The organism is Paenibacillus sp. CECT 9249 (assembly GCF_918697855.1).
Classification (GTDB): domain Bacteria; phylum Bacillota; class Bacilli; order Paenibacillales; family Paenibacillaceae; genus MSJ-34.
Window position 1 is genome coordinate 119,937 of the sequence record NZ_CAKKLI010000006.1, and the last position, 22,770, is coordinate 142,706.

The following is a 22,770-nucleotide window of genomic DNA, read 5'->3' on the forward strand; positions in this document are numbered from 1 at the left end:
GATTCGCTTATATCGACTGCCGGCTGTCCACCACGAGCGTTACCGGCCCCCAGTTCGTGAGCAAGACGTCCATCATAGCGCCGAAACGGCCTGTTTCCACTTGCAGGCCGGATTCCCGCAAGTAGCCGTTAAACAAATCGTACATCCCTTCCGCATGTTCCGGCCGGGCGGCGGCCATAAAGTTCGGGCGCTTGCCTTTGCGGCAATCCCCGTATAACGTAAACTGCGATACCGACAATACCGCTCCTCCGACATCTTGTACGGAAAGATTCATTTTTCCTCGATTATCCTCGAAAATCCGCAAGCCTGCAATTTTGTCGGCCAAATAGCGGGCGTCCCGCTCGGTATCGTCATGCGTTACGCCGACGAGGAGCATTAGTCCTTGTCCGATCCGGCCGATTGCTTCGCCGTCCACGGTTACTTGCGCCTCTGTGCAGCGCTGTACAACAACTCTCATCGATGCCAAACTCCTTGCCGTATCATGATCGTGCGGATCGAACCCGCTTATTGCATAATGCGATGGACCGAATATACGTCCTTTACCCTTTTAATTTTGTCGACGACCGACTGCAAATGATCGCTGTTGCGAATTAAGATCGTCATATGAATCATCGCCATCTTATTTTTATCCGAACGGCCGGAAACGGCCGAAATATTCGTTTTGCTCTCCGAGACCGCCTGCAGCACTTCATTTAACATGCCGCGCCGGTCATGTCCCGTAATTTCGATGTCGACGCTGTAATTCGCTTCCGCCGCATCCGTCCAATTGACTTCGATGACCCGCGCCGCTTCTTCCCCCTCTTCGCCGGTCGGAAGATTGGTGCAGTCGGCCCGATGGACGGATACGCCTCTGCCGCGCGTAATATAGCCGACGATTTCATCGCCCGGAATCGGATTGCAGCAGCGGGCGAAACGGACGAGCAAGTTATCGATTCCTTTCACCGCCACCCCGTGCGTCGGCCGGCTCTTTTTCTCGGGGGCGGATTTCACTTCCTTCACTTCGTTCGTCAGTTCGATCATGTTGGCTTCTTCGGCTTCCTTGCGCAGCTTTTCCGTCAAGCGCGTGCAAATTTGCGCCGCGGTAATTCCTCCGAATCCGATCGCCGAGAGCATATCTTCCGAATCGTTAAATGTGAATTTTTTCGCTACTTCCTGCAGCTTGTCTTCCATCATCCATGCGGAAGGTTCCAGACCGAGGCGTTTCAACTCGCGTTCAAGCAAGTCGCGGCCCTTTTCGACATTTTCTTCGCGTTTTTCTTTTTTGAACCATTGTTTGATTTTGTTGCGCGCATGAGAGGATTGTGCAATTTTCACCCAGTCCTGACTCGGACCGTACGAATGTTTGGATGTCAAAATTTCAATGATATCGCCGGTTTTCAGCTTATGGTCTAGCGGCACGATGCGCCCGTTCACCTTCGCCCCGATCGTGCGGTTGCCGACCTCCGTATGGATACGGTAAGCGAAGTCGAGCGGCACCGATCCCGCCGGCAGTTCGATGACCTCGCCTTTCGGCGTGAATACGAAAACAAGATCCGAGAAGAAATCCATCTTGAGCGATTCCATAAACTCCGATGCGTCTTTCGTCTCTTGCTGCAGTTCCAATATTTCGCGGAACCAGTTCATTTTCTCGCCGAAATTGCCCGTCGGCACGACGCTGCCTTCTTTATAAGCCCAGTGGGCGGCAATCCCGTATTCGGAAGTTCGATGCATCTCCCATGTCCGGATTTGAACTTCGGTCGGTTCGCCCGTCGGGCCGATCACCGTCGTATGGAGCGACTGGTACATATTCGCTTTCGGCATGGCGATATAATCTTTAAACCGGCCCGGCATCGGCTTCCATAACGTATGGATAATGCCGAGCGTCGCGTAACAATCTTTAATATTGTCAACGATAATCCGAATGGCGAGCAAATCGTATATTTCGTTAAATTGCTTGTTTTTCGTGCTCATTTTTTTATAAACGCTGTATATATGCTTCGGGCGGCCCGAAATATCGGCTTCGATGCCCATTTCATTCAATTTTTCGCGAATGCGCACGATCAATTGTTCAATGTATTGCTCGCGTTCCGTCCGTTTTTTTTGCACGAGATTCGCTATGCGGTAATATTGCTGAGGATTCAAATAACGGAGTGCAATGTCTTCCATTTCCCATTTAATGGCGGATATCCCGAGCCGATGCGTGATCGGGCAGAAGATTTCCAACGTTTCATATGCGATGCGGCGCTGGCTTTCTTCCGATTGGTATTTCAATGTCCGCATATTATGCAGCCGATCCGCCAGCTTGATGACGATGACGCGGATATCCTGAGCCATCGCAACGAACATTTTACGATAATTTTCGTTTTGCTGTTCTTCTTTGGAGCGGAACTGTATCCGTTCCAACTTCGTTAATCCGTCAACCAGCATGGCGCAAGTATCGCCGAATTTCTCCCGGATGGTATCCAAAGATACGGTAGTATCCTCAACGACATCGTGCAGCAGCGCGGCGATGATTGATGTAGCATCCATTTGCATATTCACAACGATATCCGCAACCGCAAGCGGATGCAAAATATAGGGTTCCCCCGATTTGCGCACTTGGTCGTGATGGGCCTGCTCGGCAAAATCGTAAGCCTCCCTAATGCGCTCCAGGTCCTGTGTTTTTATATACGCGGATGCCTTTTCCAGTAACTGCTCAATGCCCATGGGTTCCAATCCGATTCCTTTCCAATATGAGATAACCTCTGTGAGAGGTCCGCAAGATGTATAATCCCGTCTAGAGGTATTGCGATTTTCTATAATTATGCGTTAGATGATTGATAACGTCAACTATCCGACAAAGATAACCTAATTTTATATTGTTTTTTTGGCACAAAATATGATAATTTATCAGATGGCTAATAAAAATGTCGTTGAAAATCATTTAGGGGAGGTTGCTATTTTGCAGCAACGCGAAATTCAAGTTCATGAAATACCTCCGATCGGACAAAGCGCGTTTCTAAGCTTTCAGCACTTGTTTGCGATGTTCGGCTCGACGGTGCTGGTGCCGAATTTGCTCGGTATCGACCCGGGCATCGTCCTGTTGATGAACGGGATCGGAACACTATTCTACCTGTTATTGTGTAAAGGGAAAATCCCCGCCTATCTTGGCTCCAGCTTTGCGTTTATATCTCCGGCGGCAATCGTCATCGCCGGCAACCCGGAAGCCAACCTATCCAGTGCGCTCGGCGGGTTCATCGTCGTCGGCGTCATCTTCTGCCTCATCGCGCTGCTGATCAAGCTTGTCGGAACCGGCTGGATCGATGTCGTATTCCCGCCGGCCGCCATGGGCGCGATTGTGGCGGTTATCGGTCTGGAACTGTTCCCGGTCGCTGCGGGCATGGCCGGCTGGATTCCGAAGGACGGCGCCGCGGATTGGTCGATGGATCCGAAAATCGTCGCCGTGTCGGTGCTTACGCTGTTAATTACAGTATTATGCAACGTATTGCTCAGAGGATTTATGAAGATTATTCCCGTACTGATCGGTATCGTATCCGGATACATCATCTCATACTTATTCGGCATCGTGAAATTCGACACTGTCGCGGAAGCGGGCATCGTCGCCGTTCCCGCGATTACGACCCCTACGTTCAACTGGTCGGCCATCGCGATTATCGCTCCGGCAGCGCTCGTCGTCATTGTCGAGCATATCGGCCACCTGCTGGTTACCGGAAATATTGTAGGGAAAGATTTGTCGAAAGATCCGGGGCTTCACCGCTCCTTGCTAGGAAACGGAATATCCACCGTCGTCTCCGGCTTTGTCGGTTCGACTCCTAATACGACCTACGGCGAAAATATGGGCGTCCTTGCGCTGACGAAAGTCTATTCCGTCTTCGTTATCGGCGGCGCCGCGGTGATCGCAATCGTGATGTCGTTCTTCGGCAAATTTTCCGCGCTGATCGCCAACATACCGGAGCCGGTGATGGGCGGCGTGTCGCTGTTGCTGTTCGGGGTAATCGCCGCTTCCGGATTGAGAGTGCTCGTCGACGGCAGAGTCGATTACGGCAAGCCGACCAATCTGCTGTTAACGACACTCGTTCTCGTTGCGGGATTAAGCACGGTGAAGTTATCGCTCGGGCCGATCGTATTGTCGGGCATGTCGCTCGCGACCGTCACAGGCATCGTGTTCAGCTTGCTGTTCAAAGGGATCGAGAAACTCGGCTGGTCGAACGAAAAAGAATAGGCCTTAATGCAAAAGGAACTGTCCGCTGTCATGCCGCATGACTTCGGACGGTTCCTTTTTTCGTGCGTTTAAAACGTGATTAGCGTATGAATATCGATTCCGCCCAATTTCTCGCGGCCCGACAAATAACTCAATTCGATCAGAAAAGCTGCTCCTACCACTTCGCCGCCCAACTGTCTTACCAAGTCAATGGACGTCGAGATCGTTCCGCCGGTTGCCAGCAAATCGTCGGCGATGAGCACTTTTTGGCCCGGCTCGATCGCATCCTTATGCATCGCTAATGTATCTTTGCCGTATTCCAGATTGTAGCCCGCCTCAATCGTTTCTCCCGGCAGTTTGCCGCTTTTGCGGATCGGAACGAATCCGACGCCGAGGCTATTGGCCAGCGGCGCCCCGATAACAAATCCCCGAGCTTCCGGTCCCGCGATCAGGTCGATTTGTTTGTCCGCAACCATCTCTTTTAGCGCTTCAATGGCAGCCCGGTACGCCTCCCCGTTTTTCAACAACGTCGTAATATCCTTGAACCGGATGCCCGGCTGCGGATAATCGGGGATGACGCGAATATACGATTTAAAATCCATTTGAATTCCTCCTAAAAGTTATATGTAGCTATGAAAGCGCTCCGCCGTCGTAAATGCGGGACATATACCATGCGGTCAACCGTTCCGTTGCCGGGTGGACGAGTTCGTTCTCGAGCTTCGCCCGTTCGACAAGTTCCTTATAAGTTGCGGCGCTGGTTAAATCCGCCTTCCGCGGCTCGGAAACAATGGAATAAGTGCCGTTCCGTTCTTGAATGAATGCAAGCTCTTCGAACACTTGCATAATCCCGTCCAACGTACGTTCCGAAAGGCCGGTACGCTTGCTCAGCTGCTGCCAGAACCCTTTCTCGCTTCGCTCCCACGATCGGCGGGCTCTTAACTGGATATATACTTGCTTAAACTGCTCTCTCGATGGAGCCGAGAGCCGCTCGGACACGGAAAACGGCTTGTTCTCCGCCGCCTCCTTGCCGTTGCCGTATAAGACGTAGCAGCGTTCAATGCCGCGCATCCGCCGTAACGCCGCATCCATCGCCGCTAACGAGGATGGCAGTTCCATGATGAATAAAGAGCGCGGCCGATCGCCGGCAATTTGCGCAGCCGATTCGTTTGCGGGAAGCGCGCCGTCCTTATGGTCATAAACCCATAAAGAGCAGCCCGCCATATGCCATTTCATCTGCTGCGGCATGCGGCTCGCGTCGGCCAATAATATTGCGAAGGCGCCCTCACTCGAAACGGGCCTTCGATTCGCCTTCCGTTCGCGCTCCATCAGTTCAAGCGCGCGTTTGAACGGATCGGCGGCGCCCCGGAAATCATACACTTGCGGATGCGTTACGCACATATCCTGCAGCATAAGCTGCGGTTTGCGGACGCCGTTCCATTCATTGATCTGCAGTTCTCCAAGCACATCTCCAAGCGCATTGTCCGAGATAAGACTGCTTATATCGCTTCGTCCGAAAGCGATCGCATCGAGCTTGCGCCCGCGGTCCGCCAGCGTAAGCTTCAAATGCCGCTTTTCCTTGCCCAGCAGCTTGCGCTCTTGCACGCGGACGTTCCGCAGCGCGAAACGCGGGGAAGGATTGGCCATGCCGAACGGGGCAAGCGTTTCGATTTGTTCGATCATCTCGATCGTAATATCGGCCAGATCGAACTCCAAATCGATCTCGGCGGTCGGAATCAAATCGTCTTGCGACAGCTTCTGTCCTGCCAGCCCGATCAGCTTCCTTTCCAATTCCTCCAGCTTGCCGGAATGGATCGTCATTCCCGCCGCGGCTTGATGGCCGCCGAAATGCTCCATCAGATCGGCGCATTCCGTGAGCGCTTCGTATAAATCGAAGCCCGGAATGGAGCGGGCCGACCCTTTGCATAAACCCGTTTCCGGATCGATGCTGAGAACGAACGTAGGCCGGTAATAGTTTTCCAATATTTTCGAAGCGACGATGCCGATGACGCCGGGGTTCCATCCTTCGGCAGCCAGTACGACGACGAGCGGCGGTTCTCCGCCCTGCGCCTTGCGACGAAGCTGCTCCTCCGCTTCCTTGACGATCGTTTCTACCATATGCTGGCGCTCTTTATTCAATTGATCCAACTCTAGCGCCAGTCCGCTCGCTTCCTGTTCGTCCGCCGTAGTCAACAGATTGACGGCTATATTCGCATGATCCAACCGTCCGCTTGCATTGATGCGCGGCGCCATGGCAAACGCGACGTTCGTAGAAGTCACGCCGGACAATTCGATGCCCGCCACGGCGAACAACGCGCGGATGCCGGCAATTTCCGAACGGCGCATCCGTTCGATTCCGAACCGGACGATAATCCGGTTCTCATCCGTAAGCGGCATCAAATCGGCGATCGCCCCGATTGTCGCAAGCTCCAAATATTCGGCCGGAATCCGTCCTAGCATCGCGTGGGCAAGCTTGAAGGCGACGCCGACGCCGGCCAATCCTTTGAACGGATAAGGACAGCCGGGAATTTTCGGATTGACGAGCGCGTATGCGTTCGGCAACACATCCGGCGGCTCATGGTGATCCGTGACGACGACATCGATGCCGAGCGAATTGGCGTAATCGATTTGCTCCGCCGCGCTAATGCCGGTATCGACCGTAACGATGAGACCGACGCCGCTTTGTTTCGCATCGTATACGGCGTCGTTGTTCAAGCCGTAGCCTTCCAGCGCCCGGTGAGGGATATAGTAATCGAAGTCGGCTCCCAATTGCCGCAGCAAACCGATCATGAGCGAAGTGCTCGACACGCCGTCCGCGTCATAATCGCCGTATATTCGTATTTTTTCCCGATGGGCGAGCGCGCGGCGAATGCGTTCCACCGCCTCGCGCATCCCTTGCAATAAAAATGGGTCGTGCAGCCGGTCCAAACTTCCGTGCAGAAATAGATCCGCCTGTTCGGCGTTCTCGATTCCGCGGGCGGCAAGCAACCGGGCGAGGAATACGCTAATGCCCGTCTCTTGGGCCAGCCGCTCTGCGTTGTCTGTCTCCGTCTTGGCGCAGACCCACTTCATTTGCGAATGAAGCATTGGCTTCCTCCTAACTGTCTAGCTTATTGCAGTAAAGTCGGCATATCGTCTTCATCCCATTGATGATTCGTTTTGTACGGGTATCCCGGGTCGTATGGATTCACTTGAATGAAGACGTCGGAAACATGCAAATGCCGCTGCATTAATTGATGTTTGACCCGTTTGCCGATATCATGCCCTTCCATGACGCTCAGACGCGGATTGACGCTAATTTTCACATCTATAACAACATAATGCCCAAGCTCCCGCGCCCGCAACTCGTCAACGGCAATCACTCCGCCGACGCGCTGAACCGTCTCGATGAATTCCGCAGCCTGATCGTCATGCAGCGGTTGATCCGTCGGGCCGAAAATCGTGTCCGTTATAAGGCGGTATCCCATACGTAAAATCAATAGGGTGACGATCAATCCGGCAGCCGGGTCAAGATACAATAAGAAGGCGACGTCCAGCTTATCGCCAAGCATCGCGCCGGCAGCGCCGAATAAAGCGGCCAACGACGAATAAACATCGGAGCTTCGCTCCCACGCGTTCGCGGCCGATGCCCTGTTGGACGCTTTTTTGCCCACTCTGCTTTGGTATTGAACCATCGCTGCCTTCACAATCAGCGATATGACGATGGCGCCAACCGCATAACCGGTCGGCGCTTTGTCGACTCCTTCCATCATCGCTTTGACCGAGGCAATGGCGATTTCCAAGCCTACGAGCATTAGCAGCATGGAGACGACGATAGCGCTAACGGTTTCCGCGTTGCCGCCGGCATACGGACGATCTTTGTCCGCCGGCTTGCGCGAATGTTTCAAACCAATCAATGCGGCAATCGAACACGCAACATTTGAAGCGGTATGAAATGCATCCGCTATAAGCGCCTTACTGCCCGAAAACCATCCAACAATTCCTTTCATCAAGGCCAAACCGATATTGCCGGCAATTTCGATCCAAGCGCCGTTCCCAGCCTTTGCAAAACGTTCCTCTGTCATCTAGCCACCCCTTACAACGAGCACAAAAGATCTGAAACCTACTTAAGCGAAAACAGCGGTACGGCAGCGGAGGGCCTGCCGACGGACAGGCCCTGCTGCGCTATTTTTATGTCGTTGCTTTTGCCGCTGTTTTTGCCTTGGGCTTTTGTTTGTCTTTCAACAACACCCAAAGCGGGCTCGCGATGAATATCGAGGAATAAGCTCCGCATATTAAACCGATTACCATCGCAAGCGAGAACAAACGGATTGACTCGCTGCCGAAAACGAACAAACAAACGGCTACGAAAAGCACGGTCAGCACCGTGTTGACCGACCTTGTCATCGATTGCGACACGCTTCGGTTGACGAGCTTCACCAAATCGTCTCTCCCTTTAATTTTGGCAAAACGGAGATTTTCACGAATCCGGTCGAAAATAACGACCGTATCGTTAATGGCATAACCGATAATGGTTAAGATCGCGATAATGAACGGCAAGTTGACTTCCAAGCGAAACACCGAAAAGATGCTGATGACGAAAAAAGCGACATGCAGCAGCGATACGATCGCGGCGATCGCAAACCGCCATTCGAACCGAATGCTCACATAAATAATGATGCCGACGCTTGCAAGCAAGACGGCGATCAGCGCGTTCCGCTGCAGCTCTTTGGCCATCTCCACGTCAACGGTATTCACTTCGTAGGACGCTCCCGCGTCGAACTTCGCGCTAAAGTCCTCTTTCAGTTTATGTTCCTGTTGGTCGTTCAATACTTCCGGAAATCGAATCGTTACCCTGTCGGCGCCGACGATAATCGGAGGGATTTTCTCAAACCCTTGTTCCTGCAAAAATTGTTCGACATCCCCCTGAGCCACAGGCTTGTTCACCGAAATATCCACATTGGAGCCGGCGCTGAAATCGACGCCGTAATTCAAGCCTAGCACACCGAGCATAATAGCTCCGAGCAGCGTGATGACGATGGAGAAAGTGAAACAATATTTACTTGCCTTGACAAAATTGAAGTCCCACTTAGAGCGCACTGATTTCACTCTCCTTCACACCAAAATAAGACGGTTTCTTGAACAGGTTGGCTTTCACGACCATATGGAGCAATACGCGGGACAAAAACACGTTCGTCAATATACTCGTAATGATATTCAGCATTAGAATAACCGCGAAACCTTTGACCGATCCCGTACCGATCATAAACATGACGGCGCCGGCGATCAATGTTGTTACGTTTGCATCCATGATGGCGCGGAACGAGTTTTTGGATCCCGCCTTCAACGCGGACAAGACACTTTTGCCGCTCCGCAGTTCTTCCTTAATCCGCTCGCTCGTAATAATGTTCGCGTCGACGGCCATGCCGACGCCAAGCACGAACGCCGCAATTCCCGGAAGCGTAAGCGTAAATCCGCCCCAATAAAACAGCAGCAGCATGAGCCAGGTATGCATCAACAACGTGAAAATGGCGATCGTTCCCGGCAAGCGGTAAAATATGAGCATAAACAAGACGACGGCAGCCGAACCGATCAAGCCGGCAAATACCGTTTGCTGCAGCGACATTTGTCCTAATGTAGCGCCGACGCTTTGCGTATATTTTTCCGTCAATTTGAGCGGGAGCGCGCCAAGATTAATCGTGTCGCGCAATTCGCGCGCTTCTTCGTTCGTATAGCTTCCCGATATGACCGCGTTTCCGTCCGTAAACACGCCGTTAACGACCGGGTCGGACAACAAACGGTCATCCAAGTAAATAGCCAATTGTTTGCCGATTAAGCGGCTTGAAATTTCTTCCCATTTCTTCTTGTCTTTAACTTTAATCGCGACTTCCGGATTGTGAAGCTGATCGTAAACGAGTTCTGCGCCGTTCTCTACGAATTCGTTGCCGCGCAGTTCCACTTTGCAATAGCCTTCCTCCGGCTTGCAACCGTCCGCGCTGCGGAAAGTCAATTCCGCCGGTTTCTTCATAATGTCGCGGACTTTCGCTTCATCCGTAATGCCGGCAATTTTCACCCGGATACGCTTCGTTCCTTCCGGCGTAATTTCCGGCTCTGTCGTACCGAGCGCATCCGCCCGCTTCGCCAAGCTTTTCGCCGTTTGGTGGAGCGATTCCTTCGTCACCGTTCCGCCTTGCTCCAAAGGTTCCGCCTCATACAGAATCTCGAAGCCTCCTTTTAGATCCAATCCCAATCGGATGCTTTTGACGAGTTCGGGACTTGTCCAGGCCATAACACCGATCGATACAACTACGATAAGCAAGAAAGCCAAGATCCTCTTCATACCGTCCTATGTTCCCCTTTCCATTCTCAATATTCCTATTATAGTAGCTTGCTAAAATCAAAGTCAATTCATGACGAAACTTGGGTTTTAAGGGCAAAAAAAGAACTCCTGCCTAGAAACGGGAGCCCTTGAATGCGCTTAGGGTCATATAATTCATAAAACTTGTCACTTTCAACGAAAGAATGTCGTTAACGACTTGGTGCAGAGACGGAATTCCTTTATGATATTTGTCGCTTACGCAATTCCAAATGTCTTCCCCGCTCACTTGTTCGTAACCGATCATTCGAAACTCTTCCGCTTTGCTGCGGCATAATTGCTCGATCAGTTCGTTCAATTCCTGTTCCGTATATTCGTCGTTCACGTCTTAAGACCCTCCTTTCCCGTCGTCAAAGGAAGACAGTCTTTCTAAAGGCCAATCTTAGATATAATTCGATTCCCGACCGCAAAATCCTGCATCGCTCCCGCGAATTTATTTTGTAAAATTTTGTATGACCAAAACATTTGAAGCGATTGGAACTTATTGTGCATGAGCCGCAGCTTGTCGTGCATACACATGTAGGGACAAGAACTGCTTGGCCCATACGGCCCAATACGAACCGAGGAAGAGGGAATTTCCGTTGACCAGACAATCGTTTATTAAAGGTACGATGATCCTGTTGGCCGCAGGCATAATTAACCGCCTTCTCGGTTTTATTCCCCGCATTACGCTGCCGCGCATTATCGGGGCCGAAGGCGTAGGATTGTATCAGCTTGCCTATCCGTTTCTAACTGTCATTCTAACGATTATTACGGGGGGCATTCCCCTTGCGATTGCCAAGCTGGTTGCCGCGGCCGAATCGGAAGGCGACGGCAGACGGGTTAAGCGCATTTTGACGGTATCGCTCAGCTTCGTGATCGGCATCAGCCTGTTGTTTACCGTGCTATGCATCGTGATGGCGCCTTGGATTACCCGAAATATTTTAACGGATCAGCGCGTATACTACTCCTTCTTGAGCATGAGCCCGATGATTGTTCTCATCGGCGCCTCTTCCGTCCTGCGCGGTTATTTCCAAGGCAAACTCGATATGATACCGACCGCTCTTTCGCAAGTCGTCGAAACGCTTGTACGAATTGTGGCCGTACTATTGCTCGCTTACCTTATGCTGCCATACGGATTGGAATACGCCGCGGCAGGAGCGATGCTGGGGGTAGGCGCCGGGGAATTGTGCGGATTTGTCGTCTTGCTGTGGAAGTTTTTCCAAGATAAAAAACGAACGCCAAACTATGGGGAAACGGTTGAAGGGAAAATCAAAGCCGGAGCCCCCGCGAAACGGTTATTCGAACCGCTCGGCGAATTGCGCCGGATTTTTGCGGTCGCCATACCGGTCACGGCCGGAAGAATGGTCGGCTCTTTATCGTATTTGCTCGAATCGATTATGATCGCCCAAAGTTTGGCGATGGCAGGAATTGCAACTGCGGTAGCGACCGCGCAATACGGAGCGCTGCAAGGCATGATCTTTCCGATCGTGCTGCTGCCGGGGGCGCTGACGAATTCCTTGGCCGTATCGCTTATTCCTTCCTTAGCCGAAGCTTCGGCGAGGCAGGATTACCGCACGATTCATAAGCGCCTTCATCAAGCGTTGCGGCTCGCCTTGGTCGCCGGCGCCCCCTTCGCCGTCGTGATGTACGTCCTGGCCGAGCCGATATGTATGGCGCTATACCATAATGCAAGTATCGCTCCCATGCTGAAGATGATGGCTCCGATCGCGTTATTCATCTACTTGCAGGCTCCGCTTCAGGCCTCGTTGCAAGCGTTGGATCAACCGGGGAAAGCGCTGCTGAACACTTTCATCGGCGCCGCCGTCAAGCTGTTTCTGATCGTCCAATTGGCTACCGATCCCGAACTGGGCATTTACGGCGCTTTAATCGCCATTATCGTCAATATTGTGCTCGTGACCGGATTGCATGGGTTCAGCGTCGTCAAGCTGCTTCGTTTCCGCATGAAAATCGCCGATTTTGTGAAAGTGATCGCGGCGATGATCGTTATGGCGGCCATCGTGCATTTTGTTTTTTACCGCGTCGATTTGCAAGCAAATGTGTGGCTGAAATTGATGGCCGCTTGTTCTGCCGGAGTCGTCGTCTATTTGCTCATTATGGTTTGGGTCAAGCTGATCGACCGTTACGATATCGTGCGCATTCCGATTTTGGGCAAATTATTCAAATTGTAGTCGTTGGGCTTTTCATTCGCTATTGCTTTTGTTTCGAGTTTACAAACAACCGCCCTTTATGATCGATCGTGCAGAAGAAAACTTCTTTAAAATCGGAGATTCCTTTCGATTGAATCTGACTTTTCAGCCAAAACCGGTTTTTCTCAATTTTCTCCAAGTTTTCGTCCTGGACCTTCCCGTCCATGATGAGCGGGAGCGGCAAAGATTCGTATCGGATCTTTTGCCCTTCCGGGAGCGTGACTTGCTCGCCGCGGCTTGATTCGGCAGTTCCTTTCGAATGTGCGGCGTCTTTCAAGATGACCGTTAGCTTGCCCGTCGTTTCCAAGAATGCGAATTGAACATCGTTGATATCGTCTACGTTTTGCTCCCGCAGTTGGGCCATAAGATCGTCCAAACTGTATCTTTGCTTGCGCATCTCATTCCGCATCAATTGCCCGTTGTTAATAACCATGCTCGGTTTTCCGTCAAGTACGAAGCGAAGATTCCGGCTCTTGAGCGCAAGAAACGAAGTGCCGACCTGAATGACCAGCAATGTGGCCATCGGCAATATGCCTTCCCAGATCGGACGTTTCGTATCTTCAATAACGAATACGGCGGCTTCCGCGATCATGATTGAAATGACTAGATCGAATAAAGACAATTTACCGATCTCGCGTTTTCCCATTAGACGCATAATCAGTAAGACGACAAAGTAAATAAGCATGGTACGAAAAATAACGGTCAGAGCTTCCATTGAATACGAGCCTCCTCAAAGTTTCTTGTCGGAAAGCTTGAATCGTCTGATCATTCAATGGTATTCTGACCGCCGTTTCCCTGCCTCATGCATTTGGGAAGTGTTTAATTAATGGTAAATGGCCGTTACAAAATGACAAAATATACGTAAACCGTTGCCAACGCTAAAGACAGCAGCGTTAGCGGCGCGCCTATTTTCAAATATTGCATATAGCTGAAACCTTTGCCTTCCCGCTGTGCCATGCCGGCAACGATCACATTCGCCGAAGCGCCGAGGATCGTTCCGTTTCCTCCGAGACAAGCGCCCAGCGATAACGACCACCATAGCGGATTCAATTCGCTTGGGTCTGCAATTCCCATTTGGACCCCTAAATCTTGAATCATCGGAATCATCGTCGCTACGAACGGGATGTTGTCAATCGTTGCCGATGCGATGCCGGACACCCATAGGATCAGCATCGACGTCAACGTCATATCGCCGGAAGTTACATGTAAAGTAAGAGATGCAAGCGCCTGAATAACGCCGACTTCCTTCAAGCCTCCTACTAGAATAAACAAGCCGATGAAGAAAAATATCGTTACCCATTCCACGCCGCGGAAAGCTTCTTCCAGCTCACTCTCTTTCTTAACCGTAACAAGCATTAAAATAACCGCGCCGGCTATGGCGATGACCGCAGCTTCGACATGAATGACCGAATGCAATGCGAATCCGGCAACGGTGAGCAGAAGCGCAACAACGGATTTAATGACCAGCGCCTTATCCCGAATATAGCTGGCGGCTTCCAGCGACATCAACTCTTTCTTCCGTTCTTCCGGTACGCGCAGTTGCTTGCGGTATATGACGACGAGCGCCAAGATCAAGACCGCCATAATAATCACGATGATCGGCGTTAAATACTGCAAAAACGAGTTGAACGTCAAATGAGGGTTCGACGAGCCGATCATAATGTTCGGCGGATCGCCGATCAAGGTAGCCGTTCCGCCGACGTTGGAGGCAATAATCTCGGAAATCAAATAAGGCACCGGATTGATTCGCAACATTTTGGTGATCGAGAACGTGATCGGCACCATTAGCAAAACTGTGGTCACATTATCGAGAAAGGCGGATCCAATCGCCGTCAACGAAGCGAGCGCAATCAAAATTTTGACTGGATTTCCTTGCGCCATTTGGGCCGCTTTGACTGCGACATATTGAAAAATGCCGCTTCGATTCGTAATGCCGACCAATATCATCATGCCGATGAGCAAAAAAATCGTATTCCATTCGATATGTACCGTATAAGCATGATGCCATTCGACGATTCCCAGCGCGATGAGCACAATTGCGCCCAGCAGCGCAATAATAGCCCGGTTTATTTTTTCTGAGATGATGATGGCGTAACTTAGCAAAAACACGACGACTGCGGCAATGACCTGCCATGATGTTTCGGGCATCTGTTCCATTCGTTATCCTTCCCAGCCTTCTAAATTAGTGAAGAATATTATATCCAATCGATGTACTATTTTCAACGGCTTGGCCATAAACTGGTGGTAACGCAGAATAAGGGCGCATGCTTTCAACGCTAGTTTTGTCCGGAGTTTATCCGCGTGGCATCGCTCACAAAACTTTAAGGAGGGTTAATCCATGAATCCGATCAATCAGCGATTGCGTATTTCCAGCCCGGTATTGTCAGGTTTGCTTAACGCATTTATTTGGATGGCGCTTGGAGCCGTCGCTTTATCCGCGCTGCTTCTGCTGGGCGGAATCAGAGAAAATAATTTATCCGCATACACTTATATTATTCACGGATTCGCATTATTCGTCGGCGGATTTACGGCAGGGCGCCGCTCCATTAGAAGGGGGTGGTATGCCGGAGGTTTAATTGGAATACTATATTGTTTGATCGTATTGTTGGTCAGCTTTCTCGCATTCGATTCCGGCTTATCGTTCACTGTTTTCGTATTCTTCGTCGCGGCGTTCGGCGTCAGCGCGATCGGAGGCATTCTCGGCGTTAACACGAGAAAGTAGAATCGTTAACGTGAAAAAGGACCCGAAGTTCTTCTTCCGGTCCTCTTCCTTATGTATTTGTTTCTTAACTCGACGTTTCCGTCGTGCTCGATACTTGGCTTACGGCGCTGCGGTCGAATGTTAGCTTCGTCGCATCGTTGACAAGCAATACGACCACATCGTCCGTAATTTCGTGAATTGTGCCGTGAAGCCCTCCGATTGTCACGATTTTATCGCCTTTTTTCAAAGCGTTCAACATTGCTCCGCGCGCTTTTTGCTTCTTCTGCTGCGGACGGATCAATAAGAAATAGAAAACCGCGAACATGAGAACGAAAGGCCAAATTAATTGAATAATGTTGCCCGCGCCTCCTTGGGCCGCTTCTGCCGCTAAAAATGTCATCTGTTTTTCCCTCCCTTCATTTACTTTACGAAACGTTCCGCAAAACGTCTCATTTTTTTGAACTGATATCCATTGCAACGCGGTCAAAAACCGCTGTCGTTCCCATGCATGCCATACTTGTCGAAAAACTCGTCCCGAAAGTCGAGCAGTCTGTCTTCCCGAATGGCTTGTCTGACATCGCGCATCAATTGCAGCAGGAAGTGCAAGTTATGATACGTCGTCAGGCGGATGCCGAACGTTTCCTCGGCTTTAAGCAAGTGGCGCAAATAAGCGCGGGAATAATTGCGGCATGTATAGCAATCGCAATTCGGATCAAGCGGTCCGAAATCGCGGGCGAACTTCGCATTGCGGATTACGAGCCGTCCTTCGCTTGTCATCGTCGTTCCGTTGCGGGCGATGCGCGTCGGCAGCACGCAGTCGAACATGTCGATTCCGCGAATCGATCCCTCGATCAGCGCATCGGGCGAACCGACGCCCATTAAATAGCGCGGTTTATGGAACGGCAACAGCGGCACCGTGCACTCCAACATTTCATACATCAGATGCTTCGGTTCTCCGACGCTTAACCCACCAATAGCATACCCCGGGAAATTAAGCGAAGTCAACTCGGCGGCGCTTTGCTTGCGCAAATCTTCATACATGCCGCCCTGTACGATGCCGAACAACGCTTGATCTTGCGGACGGGCATGGCTCTTCAAACAGCGTTCCGCCCAGCGCGTCGTCCGCTCCATCGATTGCTTGACATAGGAATGTTCGGCCGGATAAGGCGCACATTCGTCAAACGCCATCATAATATCGGAACCGAGCGCATTTTGAATCTCCATCGCGACTTCGGGCGAAATAAACAGCTTATCCCCATTCAGATGGGAGCGGAAGTGAACGCCTTCTTCGGAAATTTTCCTCATCTCGCTCAAACTGAACACTTGAAACCCGCCGCTATCGGTCAATATGGCACGATCCCAATTCATAAAGCGGTGCAAACCGCCCGCCTCTCTTACAATCTCATGCCCGGGACGCAGAAACAAATGGTATGTATTGCTCAAAATGATATGCGCGTCCATCTCTTTCAATTCTTCAGGGCTCATCGTTTTGACCGTCGCTTGCGTTCCGACGGGCATGAACGTCGGCGTGTCGATCGTGCCGTGCGGGGTATGAACCCGTCCAAGCCGCGCTCCCGATTGCTTGCATGTTTTGATATGTTCGTAGGTTACAGCTGCTGTCATGTGCTATCGCTTCCTCTTTAGTATATAAACATCGCGTCTCCGAAACTAAAGAACCGGTATTCCCGTTCGATCGCCTCGCGGTACGCTTTTAACACGTTCTCCCTGCCCGCCAACGCGCTGACCAACATCACCAAGGTCGATTTGGGGAGATGGAAATTGGTGAGCAATGCGTCCACCAACCGAAACTTGTATCCGGGATACATGAAAATGTCCGTCCAACCGCTGCATGGCTCGAACGGCTTCCCCGCAAATCGGGCAGCGACCGTTTCCAACGTTCGGCATGAGGTCGTCCCTACGGCGACCACCCGTCCTCCTCGACCTCGCGCTTCATTCAATAGGCGGGCGGTTTCTGCGGAGAGCGAATAATATTCCTCATGCATGACATGCTCCTCCACCCGCTCTGCGGTAACGGGCCGAAACGTCCCCAACCCGACGTGAAGCGTCACATAGGCGATTGTCACTTGTTTGGCGGCGATTCGTTCCAGGATCTCCTTCGTAAAATGCAAGCCGGCGGTCGGCGCGGCCGCCGAGCCTTCGTGCTTGGCGTATACCGTCTGATAACGTTCCCGGTCTTCCAACCGCTCCTTAATATAAGGAGGCAAAGGCATTTGCCCGAGCTTATCCAATATTTCGTTGAAAATGCCTTGGTACGAAAACCGGAGCACGCGCGCCCCCATTTCCCCTTCCGTTTCGATAACCGCCGAGAGCGAATCTCCGAACCGAATCGTCGAGCCTGATCTTAATTTTTTGCCGGGCTTGACGAGACACTCCCAGCGGTCGTCGGCGACTTGCTTCAACAGCAGGACTTCCGCCTTGGCGCCGGTGTCCTCTTTAACGCCGAATATGCGGGCCGGGATGACGCGCGTATCGTTTAAGACGAGCGTATCTCCGGCATGCAGCATATCGATGATGTCCGGAAAAAGATGATGTCCGATCGCGCCGCTCCGTTTATCCAAAGCAAGAAGCCTTGAATCCGTTCTGTTCGACAGCGGCGTCTGGGCGATTAACCGTTCCGGCAAATCGAAATCGTATAAGTCAACATTCATTAGTTCCAAGTCATCCCTTAATGTCTTATTAATTCCAGTATTGCATTCCTTATCGTCAACCATACGTGCTCTCTTAACGATAGGTATCTAATATAGTATAACTGCCAGACTCTTTAATATCAAATTTGCCAAAAGCATGAACGGATCAGGAGCGAGGAAACTACGGTTTCGCGATTTGAACTCCTTTATAGTAATGCTGCAATATCGATTCGTATCGGTAGCCTTGATCGGCCAAGCCTTTGGATCCCCATTGCGACATCCCCGCTCCGTGCCCGTTGCCCTGGCCTACAAAGCGATAGGAAGGAGCTTTGGTCATGACGGAGACGTCGCCGGAACCGTTCTGAACCAGAATCGAATCGTTTACTTGCTGCTTGCCGGATTCGGACAGCGCATGCACGTTTTGCTGCGCTGCGTTGCCGGACGCACCGTTCGCTCCCAGAATGGAATACGCTCCCGCCGGTTCTATATCGAACCGGGTGCTCGGCAATCCGCCAAGCGCCGACCGCAAACTATCCGGATATTTGACATCGACGATTTGCCCGTTCGCGCGAACTTCGGTCACCCGTTGCGAAGGCCCGCGTTCGGTAACCTCCAACGATACGATCGGGCCTTGAATCGGCGTCTTGGCCTGGCCTTGAATCGATTTGGAAAGTTGATCCGACGTATACGGTCCGCGTATCCAGTTCATCGTATTGGATTGAATCGTCTTCTCCAATACGATCGCTTTCACGCCTTGATTCACGTTTGCGATCGGCTCGACATCGCTTTGGATAAGCGGAAGCTGGCGAATGTTGGCGCCGTCCGTCTTGACCGTAAATACGGGCAATCCGGCTTTCGTTTTCTCTCCCGTATCCTGTACGAGATCTTCGCGAATATAGCCGACTTTCCCGTCCGGCAGCACGACGCGATACCAGTAAGGCAATCCTTGCTCGGCGGTTTCGTCCGGGCTTTGTACGCTAACCAAATAATCCGATTTGCTGTTCCATAGTTCGCCGGGGTCGGCCGTCATCCCTCCGCTATTGGACGAATATAGCGGCTCAATCAATTTCCCATTCAGCATTATAACTTCGCCGGCGGTCGCATCGACTGCCGCGATCGTGTTCGGATGTTCCTTATCCATGCCGTAATACGCTTGGCTTAACGTCGTATCCACCACGTCGGCGATTTGATATTTCGTCCCTTGGTACAAAGCGTACGTGCGCGCAGCGACAGCCTGCGCCTTCAACGCTTCCTCGGGCCAGGAAGGCGAAACTTCCATGCCGACGACGGAATATAAATATTGTTCAAGCGGAAGCTCGTTCACGAGTGCGAGCCGATTGTTCGCAAGGCTCAATTCGAATCCGCCCCGATACATGCGACCCGCCCGTTCCGTCACTTGGATGCCGGATCCCGCCGCGCTTGGTGCGATCCACAACTTGCGATCGGAAGCGCCCCCTAAGAAATAATGCCTGAACGCTTGCCCCGAACCGGATACCCCGGGCGACATATCGTCCCGCCGGATTAAATATAGCGAAGCCGGATCGGTCGGCAGAAGCGACAAGCCCGGAACGAGTTTCGTCGCTTCGTTTCCGACCGAGTCGAGCTCATGCGAGTCGGCGGCTTGTCCGAGCAGCGCGGCATATTGCACCGATCCCCCTTGATTCACTGCGATGGCCGTAAACGCATCCAAACCGGCATTTGCGATTGTCCGTACGGCGGCGTTCGCTTGTTCTTCCGTTTCATACAAGCCTGCGAGCCAATGGAGGTTGCCCGTCACAATCGGTTTCCCGCTTGGCACAATCGCGGACAGGGCCGGATCCGCGGCGAGACGGTCCCGGACTCGAACCGCCTCCTCTTTGCTTGCATAATTGCCTATGTAAACTTGGTAAACTGTGCCGCTTTGCTGGCTAACGGCCATTACATAAACTTTGCCCGCGCCGTCGGCAGCCTGAAGCCGACTCGCGGCGCCGGCCGCCGCTTGGGCGTCCGTCGTTTCAAGCGCCTTCACCATAAAGGAGTCCATGCTGAAACGCACCGTTTCCCCCGCTCCCGCATTCGCAAGGGGGACGATTCCTCCGCCCAGGCGCTCGCCGATCGCCATCCCTCCGCCCGCGTTCATCGTCACGGTCGGCGCAATCGATCGATATTGATTCCCCAAATCGGCGAATAATGCCACCCGAATTTGTTTGGCCGACGCGGCCGCCTCATCCGCATAAGCGGGCTGATAGGAAGCCGTACCGAGAGATAATGACAATATAACCGCCAAAAAGACGCTTCTGCTCCATTGGCGGGACCGTTCCTTTTTCCATATGCGCATTTACGATTCCTCCTCCAGTATTTCCTCATGATCCGTGTTTTGTTTCGACAAGGACGAACTCTTGCACATATGTATACGCCTTGCTTCGGCATTATGTTTCGTCGCCCGGAACAGGAATTCCCAAATGCCGGTACGCCTGCACCGTAGCCACTCTGCCGCGCGGCGTGCGCTGCAAGAAGCCGATTTGCAGCAAGTACGGTTCGTAAACGTCTTCGATCGTTTGACTTTCTTCGCCGATCGTCGCCGCAATCGTATCCAGTCCGACCGGGCCGCCGCCGAAATTGCGGATCATTGCGTGCAGCATCTTATGATCGATATGGTCAAGGCCCATATTGTCCACTTGGATCAACTTGAGCGCTTGCCGTGCAACGTCCAGCGTAATAACGCCGTCGCCGCGCACCTGCGCGTAATCGCGCACCCGTTTCAGCAGCCGGTTGGCGATCCGCGGCGTCCCCCGGGACCGAAGAGCGATCTCTTCCGCGGCGTCGCCAATCATTTGCACGTTTAAAATTTCTGACGCGCGCGTTACGATATAGCTTAGTTCGTCGACCGTGTAAAACTCGAGCCGGCTGACGACGCCGAAGCGGTCGCGCAGCGGCGCCGAGAGCAAGCCCGCTCTCGTCGTCGCGCCGATGAGCGTGAAGGGCGGCAAGTCAAGCCGCACCGAACGGGCGCTCGGCCCTTTGCCGATCATAATATCCAGCGCGAAGTCTTCCATCGCCGGATACAGCACCTCCTCCACCGTACGGTGCAAACGGTGAATCTCGTCGATGAACAATACGTCGTTCTCCTGCAAATTGGTCAAAAGCGCCGCAAGGTCGCCCGGGCGCTCGATCGCCGGGCCCGAAGTCGTGCGCAAATTGACGCCGAGCTCGTTGGCGATAATGTTCGAGAGCGTCGTTTTGCCAAGTCCGGGCGGACCGTACAGCAGTACGTGATCAAGCGCCTCTTTGCGCATTTTGGCTGCCTCGATATATATTTTCAAGTTTTCCTTCGCCTGCGACTGGCCGATATATTCCGATAAGTAGCGGGGACGAAGGCTGAACTCCACCGCCTGGTCTTCCATCATCAAGTTCGCCGATATAATTCGATCATCCATCATGCGTTCTGGCACCTCTACCCTCTATACAATAACTTTAACGCCCGTTTCATCAGCGCATCGGCACTTTCGTCTCCCGGCACGTCGTTCTTCATCTCATGCCATGCGCGATCCAATTCCGCATCCGTATATCCGAGCGCCTTCAACGCCTCCTTCACTTCTCCCCAGATCGGCCCGCCTTCCCGAAGCGCCGCGGCGGACGCCGGATCGTCGACATATCCGGCCGATAAAGCCCCAAGTTCCGAACCTAATCCGATATGGTCCAACTTATCTTTTAAATCCAAAATTATGCGTTGGGCCGTCTTCTTGCCGATACCCGGCAATTTCGTTAGAAACGTCAAATTTTCCTGTTGAACGGCCGTGACGACCGTTTCCGGACGCCCTCCGGCCAAAATGCCGAGCGCAACGCGCGGCCCGATGCCCGAAACGTCGAGCAGGCGGCGGAAAAGCTTCTGTTCTTCCCTCGTTTCGAATCCGAACAGCAAAATGGCGTCTTCCCGCACATGATGATGCGTATAAACCGTTACCGTGTCGTCCGACTTGGCGAAACGATAAGGATTCGGGCAGAAAACCCGGTATCCTACGCCATGCACGTCGAGCACGATGTAATCCGTCTCCAAATGGGCCACGCGGCCTTTAAGAAAATCGATCATTAGCGCAATACCTCGTTTACTTTTTGTTGTAGCGTATACGAATGGGCATGGCATACGGCGACCGCCAAAGCGTCGGCCACGTCGTCAGGCTTCGGCACCGCCTGCAGCCGCAAAAACATTTTGACCATTTCCTGCACTTGCCTCTTCTCCGCTTTTCCGTAACCGACGACGGCTTGCTTCACCTGTAGCGGCGTATATTCCGCTACGGAAAGTCCACGCTGCACGGCGGCGAGAATCATAACTCCCCTTGCCTGTCCGACCGTGAAAGCGGTCGTGACGTTTCGATTGAAAAACAATTTCTCCATCGCAACGGTATCCGGTTTATATTTGTCGATGAGTTGCAGCGTCGCCTCATATACTTGCAAAAGCCTCTCTTCGAGCGGCGTATGAGCTTCGGTCTGTATCGAACCGTATTGCACGGGCGTTAGTTTGCTCCCCGCTTTATCGATAAATCCGAATCCGACAATCGCGATCCCCGGATCGATTCCTAATATTCGCAAAAAAACATCTCCCTCTCCAAGCCGAACATATGTATCCACTACATTATAACAAAAGATCGGGAGGAAGAGAACGAGTAGCGCATCATTTCCTGTTTGCCTGTTTTCGGGCACGCAAAAAAGGAAGGGCCCTC

Annotated in this window: 20 protein-coding genes; 3 read left to right on the forward strand and 17 right to left on the reverse strand. The window is 52.2% G+C overall.

Annotated features, from left to right (window positions below; all coding sequences use genetic code 11):
* Positions 1 to 7: 7 nt before the first annotated feature.
* Both dtd and LQ229_RS07765 read right to left on the reverse strand, forming a co-directional pair.
* Positions 8 to 457 carry a D-aminoacyl-tRNA deacylase gene (gene dtd, locus LQ229_RS07760; RefSeq protein WP_230191366.1) on the reverse strand — a complete coding sequence of 150 codons (450 nt, stop codon included), beginning with the start codon at positions 455 to 457 and terminating at the stop codon, positions 8 to 10.
* 47 nt (positions 458 to 504) lie between these two features.
* Complete coding sequence (locus tag LQ229_RS07765) at positions 505 to 2,685, reverse strand: bifunctional (p)ppGpp synthetase/guanosine-3',5'-bis(diphosphate) 3'-pyrophosphohydrolase (RefSeq protein ID WP_230191367.1); 2,181 nt, start codon at positions 2,683 to 2,685, stop codon at positions 505 to 507.
* A 235-nt stretch (positions 2,686 to 2,920) separates the two neighbouring features.
* Here LQ229_RS07765 and uraA point away from each other — a divergent pair, with 235 nt between their 5' ends.
* The gene (gene uraA, locus LQ229_RS07770) at positions 2,921 to 4,201 is read left to right on the forward strand and encodes a uracil permease (RefSeq protein ID WP_230191368.1); all 1,281 of its coding nucleotides are present in this window, start codon (positions 2,921 to 2,923) and stop codon (positions 4,199 to 4,201) included.
* 68 nt (positions 4,202 to 4,269) lie between these two features.
* On the opposite strand, the gene LQ229_RS07775 is transcribed toward uraA, so the two are convergent.
* The 6 genes from LQ229_RS07775 to LQ229_RS07800 all read right to left on the reverse strand — a co-directional run bounded on the left by LQ229_RS07775 (position 4,270) and on the right by LQ229_RS07800 (position 10,857).
* Positions 4,270 to 4,782 carry an adenine phosphoribosyltransferase gene (locus LQ229_RS07775; RefSeq protein WP_230191369.1) on the reverse strand — a complete coding sequence of 171 codons (513 nt, stop codon included), beginning with the start codon at positions 4,780 to 4,782 and terminating at the stop codon, positions 4,270 to 4,272.
* Positions 4,783 to 4,810: 28 nt separating this feature from the next.
* The gene (recJ, locus tag LQ229_RS07780) at positions 4,811 to 7,264 is read right to left on the reverse strand and encodes a single-stranded-DNA-specific exonuclease RecJ (RefSeq protein ID WP_230191370.1); all 2,454 of its coding nucleotides are present in this window, start codon (positions 7,262 to 7,264) and stop codon (positions 4,811 to 4,813) included.
* A 23-nt stretch (positions 7,265 to 7,287) separates the two neighbouring features.
* Complete coding sequence (locus LQ229_RS07785; protein ID WP_216538371.1) at positions 7,288 to 8,241, reverse strand: cation diffusion facilitator family transporter; 954 nt, start codon at positions 8,239 to 8,241, stop codon at positions 7,288 to 7,290.
* Positions 8,242 to 8,347: 106 nt separating this feature from the next.
* A complete protein-coding gene (gene secF, locus LQ229_RS07790) occupies positions 8,348 to 9,256 on the reverse strand; it encodes a protein translocase subunit SecF (protein ID WP_230191371.1) in 909 nt (302 codons plus the stop codon).
* The gene (secD, locus tag LQ229_RS07795) at positions 9,246 to 10,496 is read right to left on the reverse strand and encodes a protein translocase subunit SecD (protein WP_216538373.1); all 1,251 of its coding nucleotides are present in this window, start codon (positions 10,494 to 10,496) and stop codon (positions 9,246 to 9,248) included. Before secD ends, secF begins: the two co-directional genes overlap by 11 nt.
* Positions 10,497 to 10,608: 112 nt before the next feature.
* On the reverse strand, positions 10,609 to 10,857 hold the full coding sequence (locus tag LQ229_RS07800) for a post-transcriptional regulator (RefSeq protein WP_216538374.1): 249 nt from the start codon (positions 10,855 to 10,857) through the stop codon (positions 10,609 to 10,611).
* A gap of 256 nt (positions 10,858 to 11,113) precedes the next feature.
* Here LQ229_RS07800 and spoVB point away from each other — a divergent pair, with 256 nt between their 5' ends.
* A complete protein-coding gene (gene spoVB / locus LQ229_RS07805; protein WP_216538375.1) occupies positions 11,114 to 12,703 on the forward strand; it encodes a stage V sporulation protein B in 1,590 nt (529 codons plus the stop codon).
* A 19-nt stretch (positions 12,704 to 12,722) separates the two neighbouring features.
* Here spoVB and LQ229_RS07810 read toward each other — a convergent pair whose 3' ends face one another.
* A complete protein-coding gene (locus LQ229_RS07810) occupies positions 12,723 to 13,436 on the reverse strand; it encodes a DUF421 domain-containing protein (RefSeq protein WP_216538376.1) in 714 nt (237 codons plus the stop codon).
* A gap of 125 nt (positions 13,437 to 13,561) precedes the next feature.
* Positions 13,562 to 14,878, reverse strand: a complete 1,317-nt coding sequence (locus tag LQ229_RS07815) for an ArsB/NhaD family transporter (RefSeq protein ID WP_216538377.1) — start codon at positions 14,876 to 14,878, stop codon at positions 13,562 to 13,564.
* A gap of 181 nt (positions 14,879 to 15,059) precedes the next feature.
* On the opposite strand from LQ229_RS07815, the gene LQ229_RS07820 reads away from it, so the two are divergent.
* Positions 15,060 to 15,443 (forward strand): TIGR04086 family membrane protein, encoded by a 384-nt coding sequence (locus LQ229_RS07820; RefSeq protein ID WP_216538378.1) that lies wholly within the window; start codon positions 15,060 to 15,062, stop codon positions 15,441 to 15,443.
* A 64-nt stretch (positions 15,444 to 15,507) separates the two neighbouring features.
* Here the strand turns inward: LQ229_RS07820 and yajC are convergent, their stop codons facing one another.
* The 7 genes from yajC to ruvC all read right to left on the reverse strand — a co-directional run bounded on the left by yajC (position 15,508) and on the right by ruvC (position 22,639).
* Entirely contained in the window at positions 15,508 to 15,822 is a 315-nt protein-coding gene (gene yajC / locus LQ229_RS07825) for a preprotein translocase subunit YajC (RefSeq protein WP_216538379.1), read from the reverse strand.
* An 83-nt stretch (positions 15,823 to 15,905) separates the two neighbouring features.
* Positions 15,906 to 17,045, reverse strand: a complete 1,140-nt coding sequence (gene tgt / locus LQ229_RS07830; protein WP_216538380.1) for a tRNA guanosine(34) transglycosylase Tgt — start codon at positions 17,043 to 17,045, stop codon at positions 15,906 to 15,908.
* Between the two features lie 17 nt (positions 17,046 to 17,062).
* On the reverse strand, positions 17,063 to 18,091 hold the full coding sequence (gene queA, locus LQ229_RS07835; protein WP_216538381.1) for a tRNA preQ1(34) S-adenosylmethionine ribosyltransferase-isomerase QueA: 1,029 nt from the start codon (positions 18,089 to 18,091) through the stop codon (positions 17,063 to 17,065).
* Positions 18,092 to 18,251: 160 nt separating this feature from the next.
* Positions 18,252 to 20,387, reverse strand: a complete 2,136-nt coding sequence (locus LQ229_RS07840; protein ID WP_230191372.1) for a SpoIID/LytB domain-containing protein — start codon at positions 20,385 to 20,387, stop codon at positions 18,252 to 18,254.
* Between the two features lie 91 nt (positions 20,388 to 20,478).
* Positions 20,479 to 21,486 (reverse strand): Holliday junction branch migration DNA helicase RuvB, encoded by a 1,008-nt coding sequence (gene ruvB, locus LQ229_RS07845; protein ID WP_216538393.1) that lies wholly within the window; start codon positions 21,484 to 21,486, stop codon positions 20,479 to 20,481.
* Positions 21,487 to 21,503: 17 nt separating this feature from the next.
* Positions 21,504 to 22,139 carry a Holliday junction branch migration protein RuvA gene (ruvA, locus tag LQ229_RS07850; protein ID WP_216538383.1) on the reverse strand — a complete coding sequence of 212 codons (636 nt, stop codon included), beginning with the start codon at positions 22,137 to 22,139 and terminating at the stop codon, positions 21,504 to 21,506.
* Positions 22,139 to 22,639: a crossover junction endodeoxyribonuclease RuvC gene (gene ruvC, locus LQ229_RS07855; RefSeq protein WP_216538384.1), complete on the reverse strand. Its 501-nt coding sequence runs from the start codon at positions 22,637 to 22,639 to the stop codon at positions 22,139 to 22,141. Before ruvC ends, ruvA begins: the two co-directional genes overlap by 1 nt.
* Between the last annotated feature and the right edge of the window lie 131 nt (positions 22,640 to 22,770).

Coding starts and splice junctions, on each gene's coding strand:
- dtd (WP_230191366.1), bottom strand. CDS start 457: ATGAGAGTTGTTGTACAGCGCTGCACAGAGGCGCAAGTAACCGTGGAC.
- LQ229_RS07765 (WP_230191367.1), bottom strand. CDS start 2,685: ATGGGCATTGAGCAGTTACTGGAAAAGGCATCCGCGTATATAAAAACA.
- LQ229_RS07775 (WP_230191369.1), bottom strand. CDS start 4,782: ATGGATTTTAAATCGTATATTCGCGTCATCCCCGATTATCCGCAGCCG.
- recJ (WP_230191370.1), bottom strand. CDS start 7,264: ATGCTTCATTCGCAAATGAAGTGGGTCTGCGCCAAGACGGAGACAGAC.
- LQ229_RS07785 (WP_216538371.1), bottom strand. CDS start 8,241: ATGACAGAGGAACGTTTTGCAAAGGCTGGGAACGGCGCTTGGATCGAA.
- secD (WP_216538373.1), bottom strand. CDS start 10,496: ATGAAGAGGATCTTGGCTTTCTTGCTTATCGTAGTTGTATCGATCGGT.
- LQ229_RS07810 (WP_216538376.1), bottom strand. CDS start 13,436: ATGGAAGCTCTGACCGTTATTTTTCGTACCATGCTTATTTACTTTGTC.
- LQ229_RS07815 (WP_216538377.1), bottom strand. CDS start 14,878: ATGGAACAGATGCCCGAAACATCATGGCAGGTCATTGCCGCAGTCGTC.
- LQ229_RS07820 (WP_216538378.1), top strand. CDS start 15,060: ATGAATCCGATCAATCAGCGATTGCGTATTTCCAGCCCGGTATTGTCA.
- yajC (WP_216538379.1), bottom strand. CDS start 15,822: ATGACATTTTTAGCGGCAGAAGCGGCCCAAGGAGGCGCGGGCAACATT.
- tgt (WP_216538380.1), bottom strand. CDS start 17,045: ATGACAGCAGCTGTAACCTACGAACATATCAAAACATGCAAGCAATCG.
- queA (WP_216538381.1), bottom strand. CDS start 18,091: ATGAATGTTGACTTATACGATTTCGATTTGCCGGAACGGTTAATCGCC.
- LQ229_RS07840 (WP_230191372.1), bottom strand. CDS start 20,387: ATGCGCATATGGAAAAAGGAACGGTCCCGCCAATGGAGCAGAAGCGTC.
- ruvB (WP_216538393.1), bottom strand. CDS start 21,486: ATGGATGATCGAATTATATCGGCGAACTTGATGATGGAAGACCAGGCG.
- ruvA (WP_216538383.1), bottom strand. CDS start 22,139: ATGATCGATTTTCTTAAAGGCCGCGTGGCCCATTTGGAGACGGATTAC.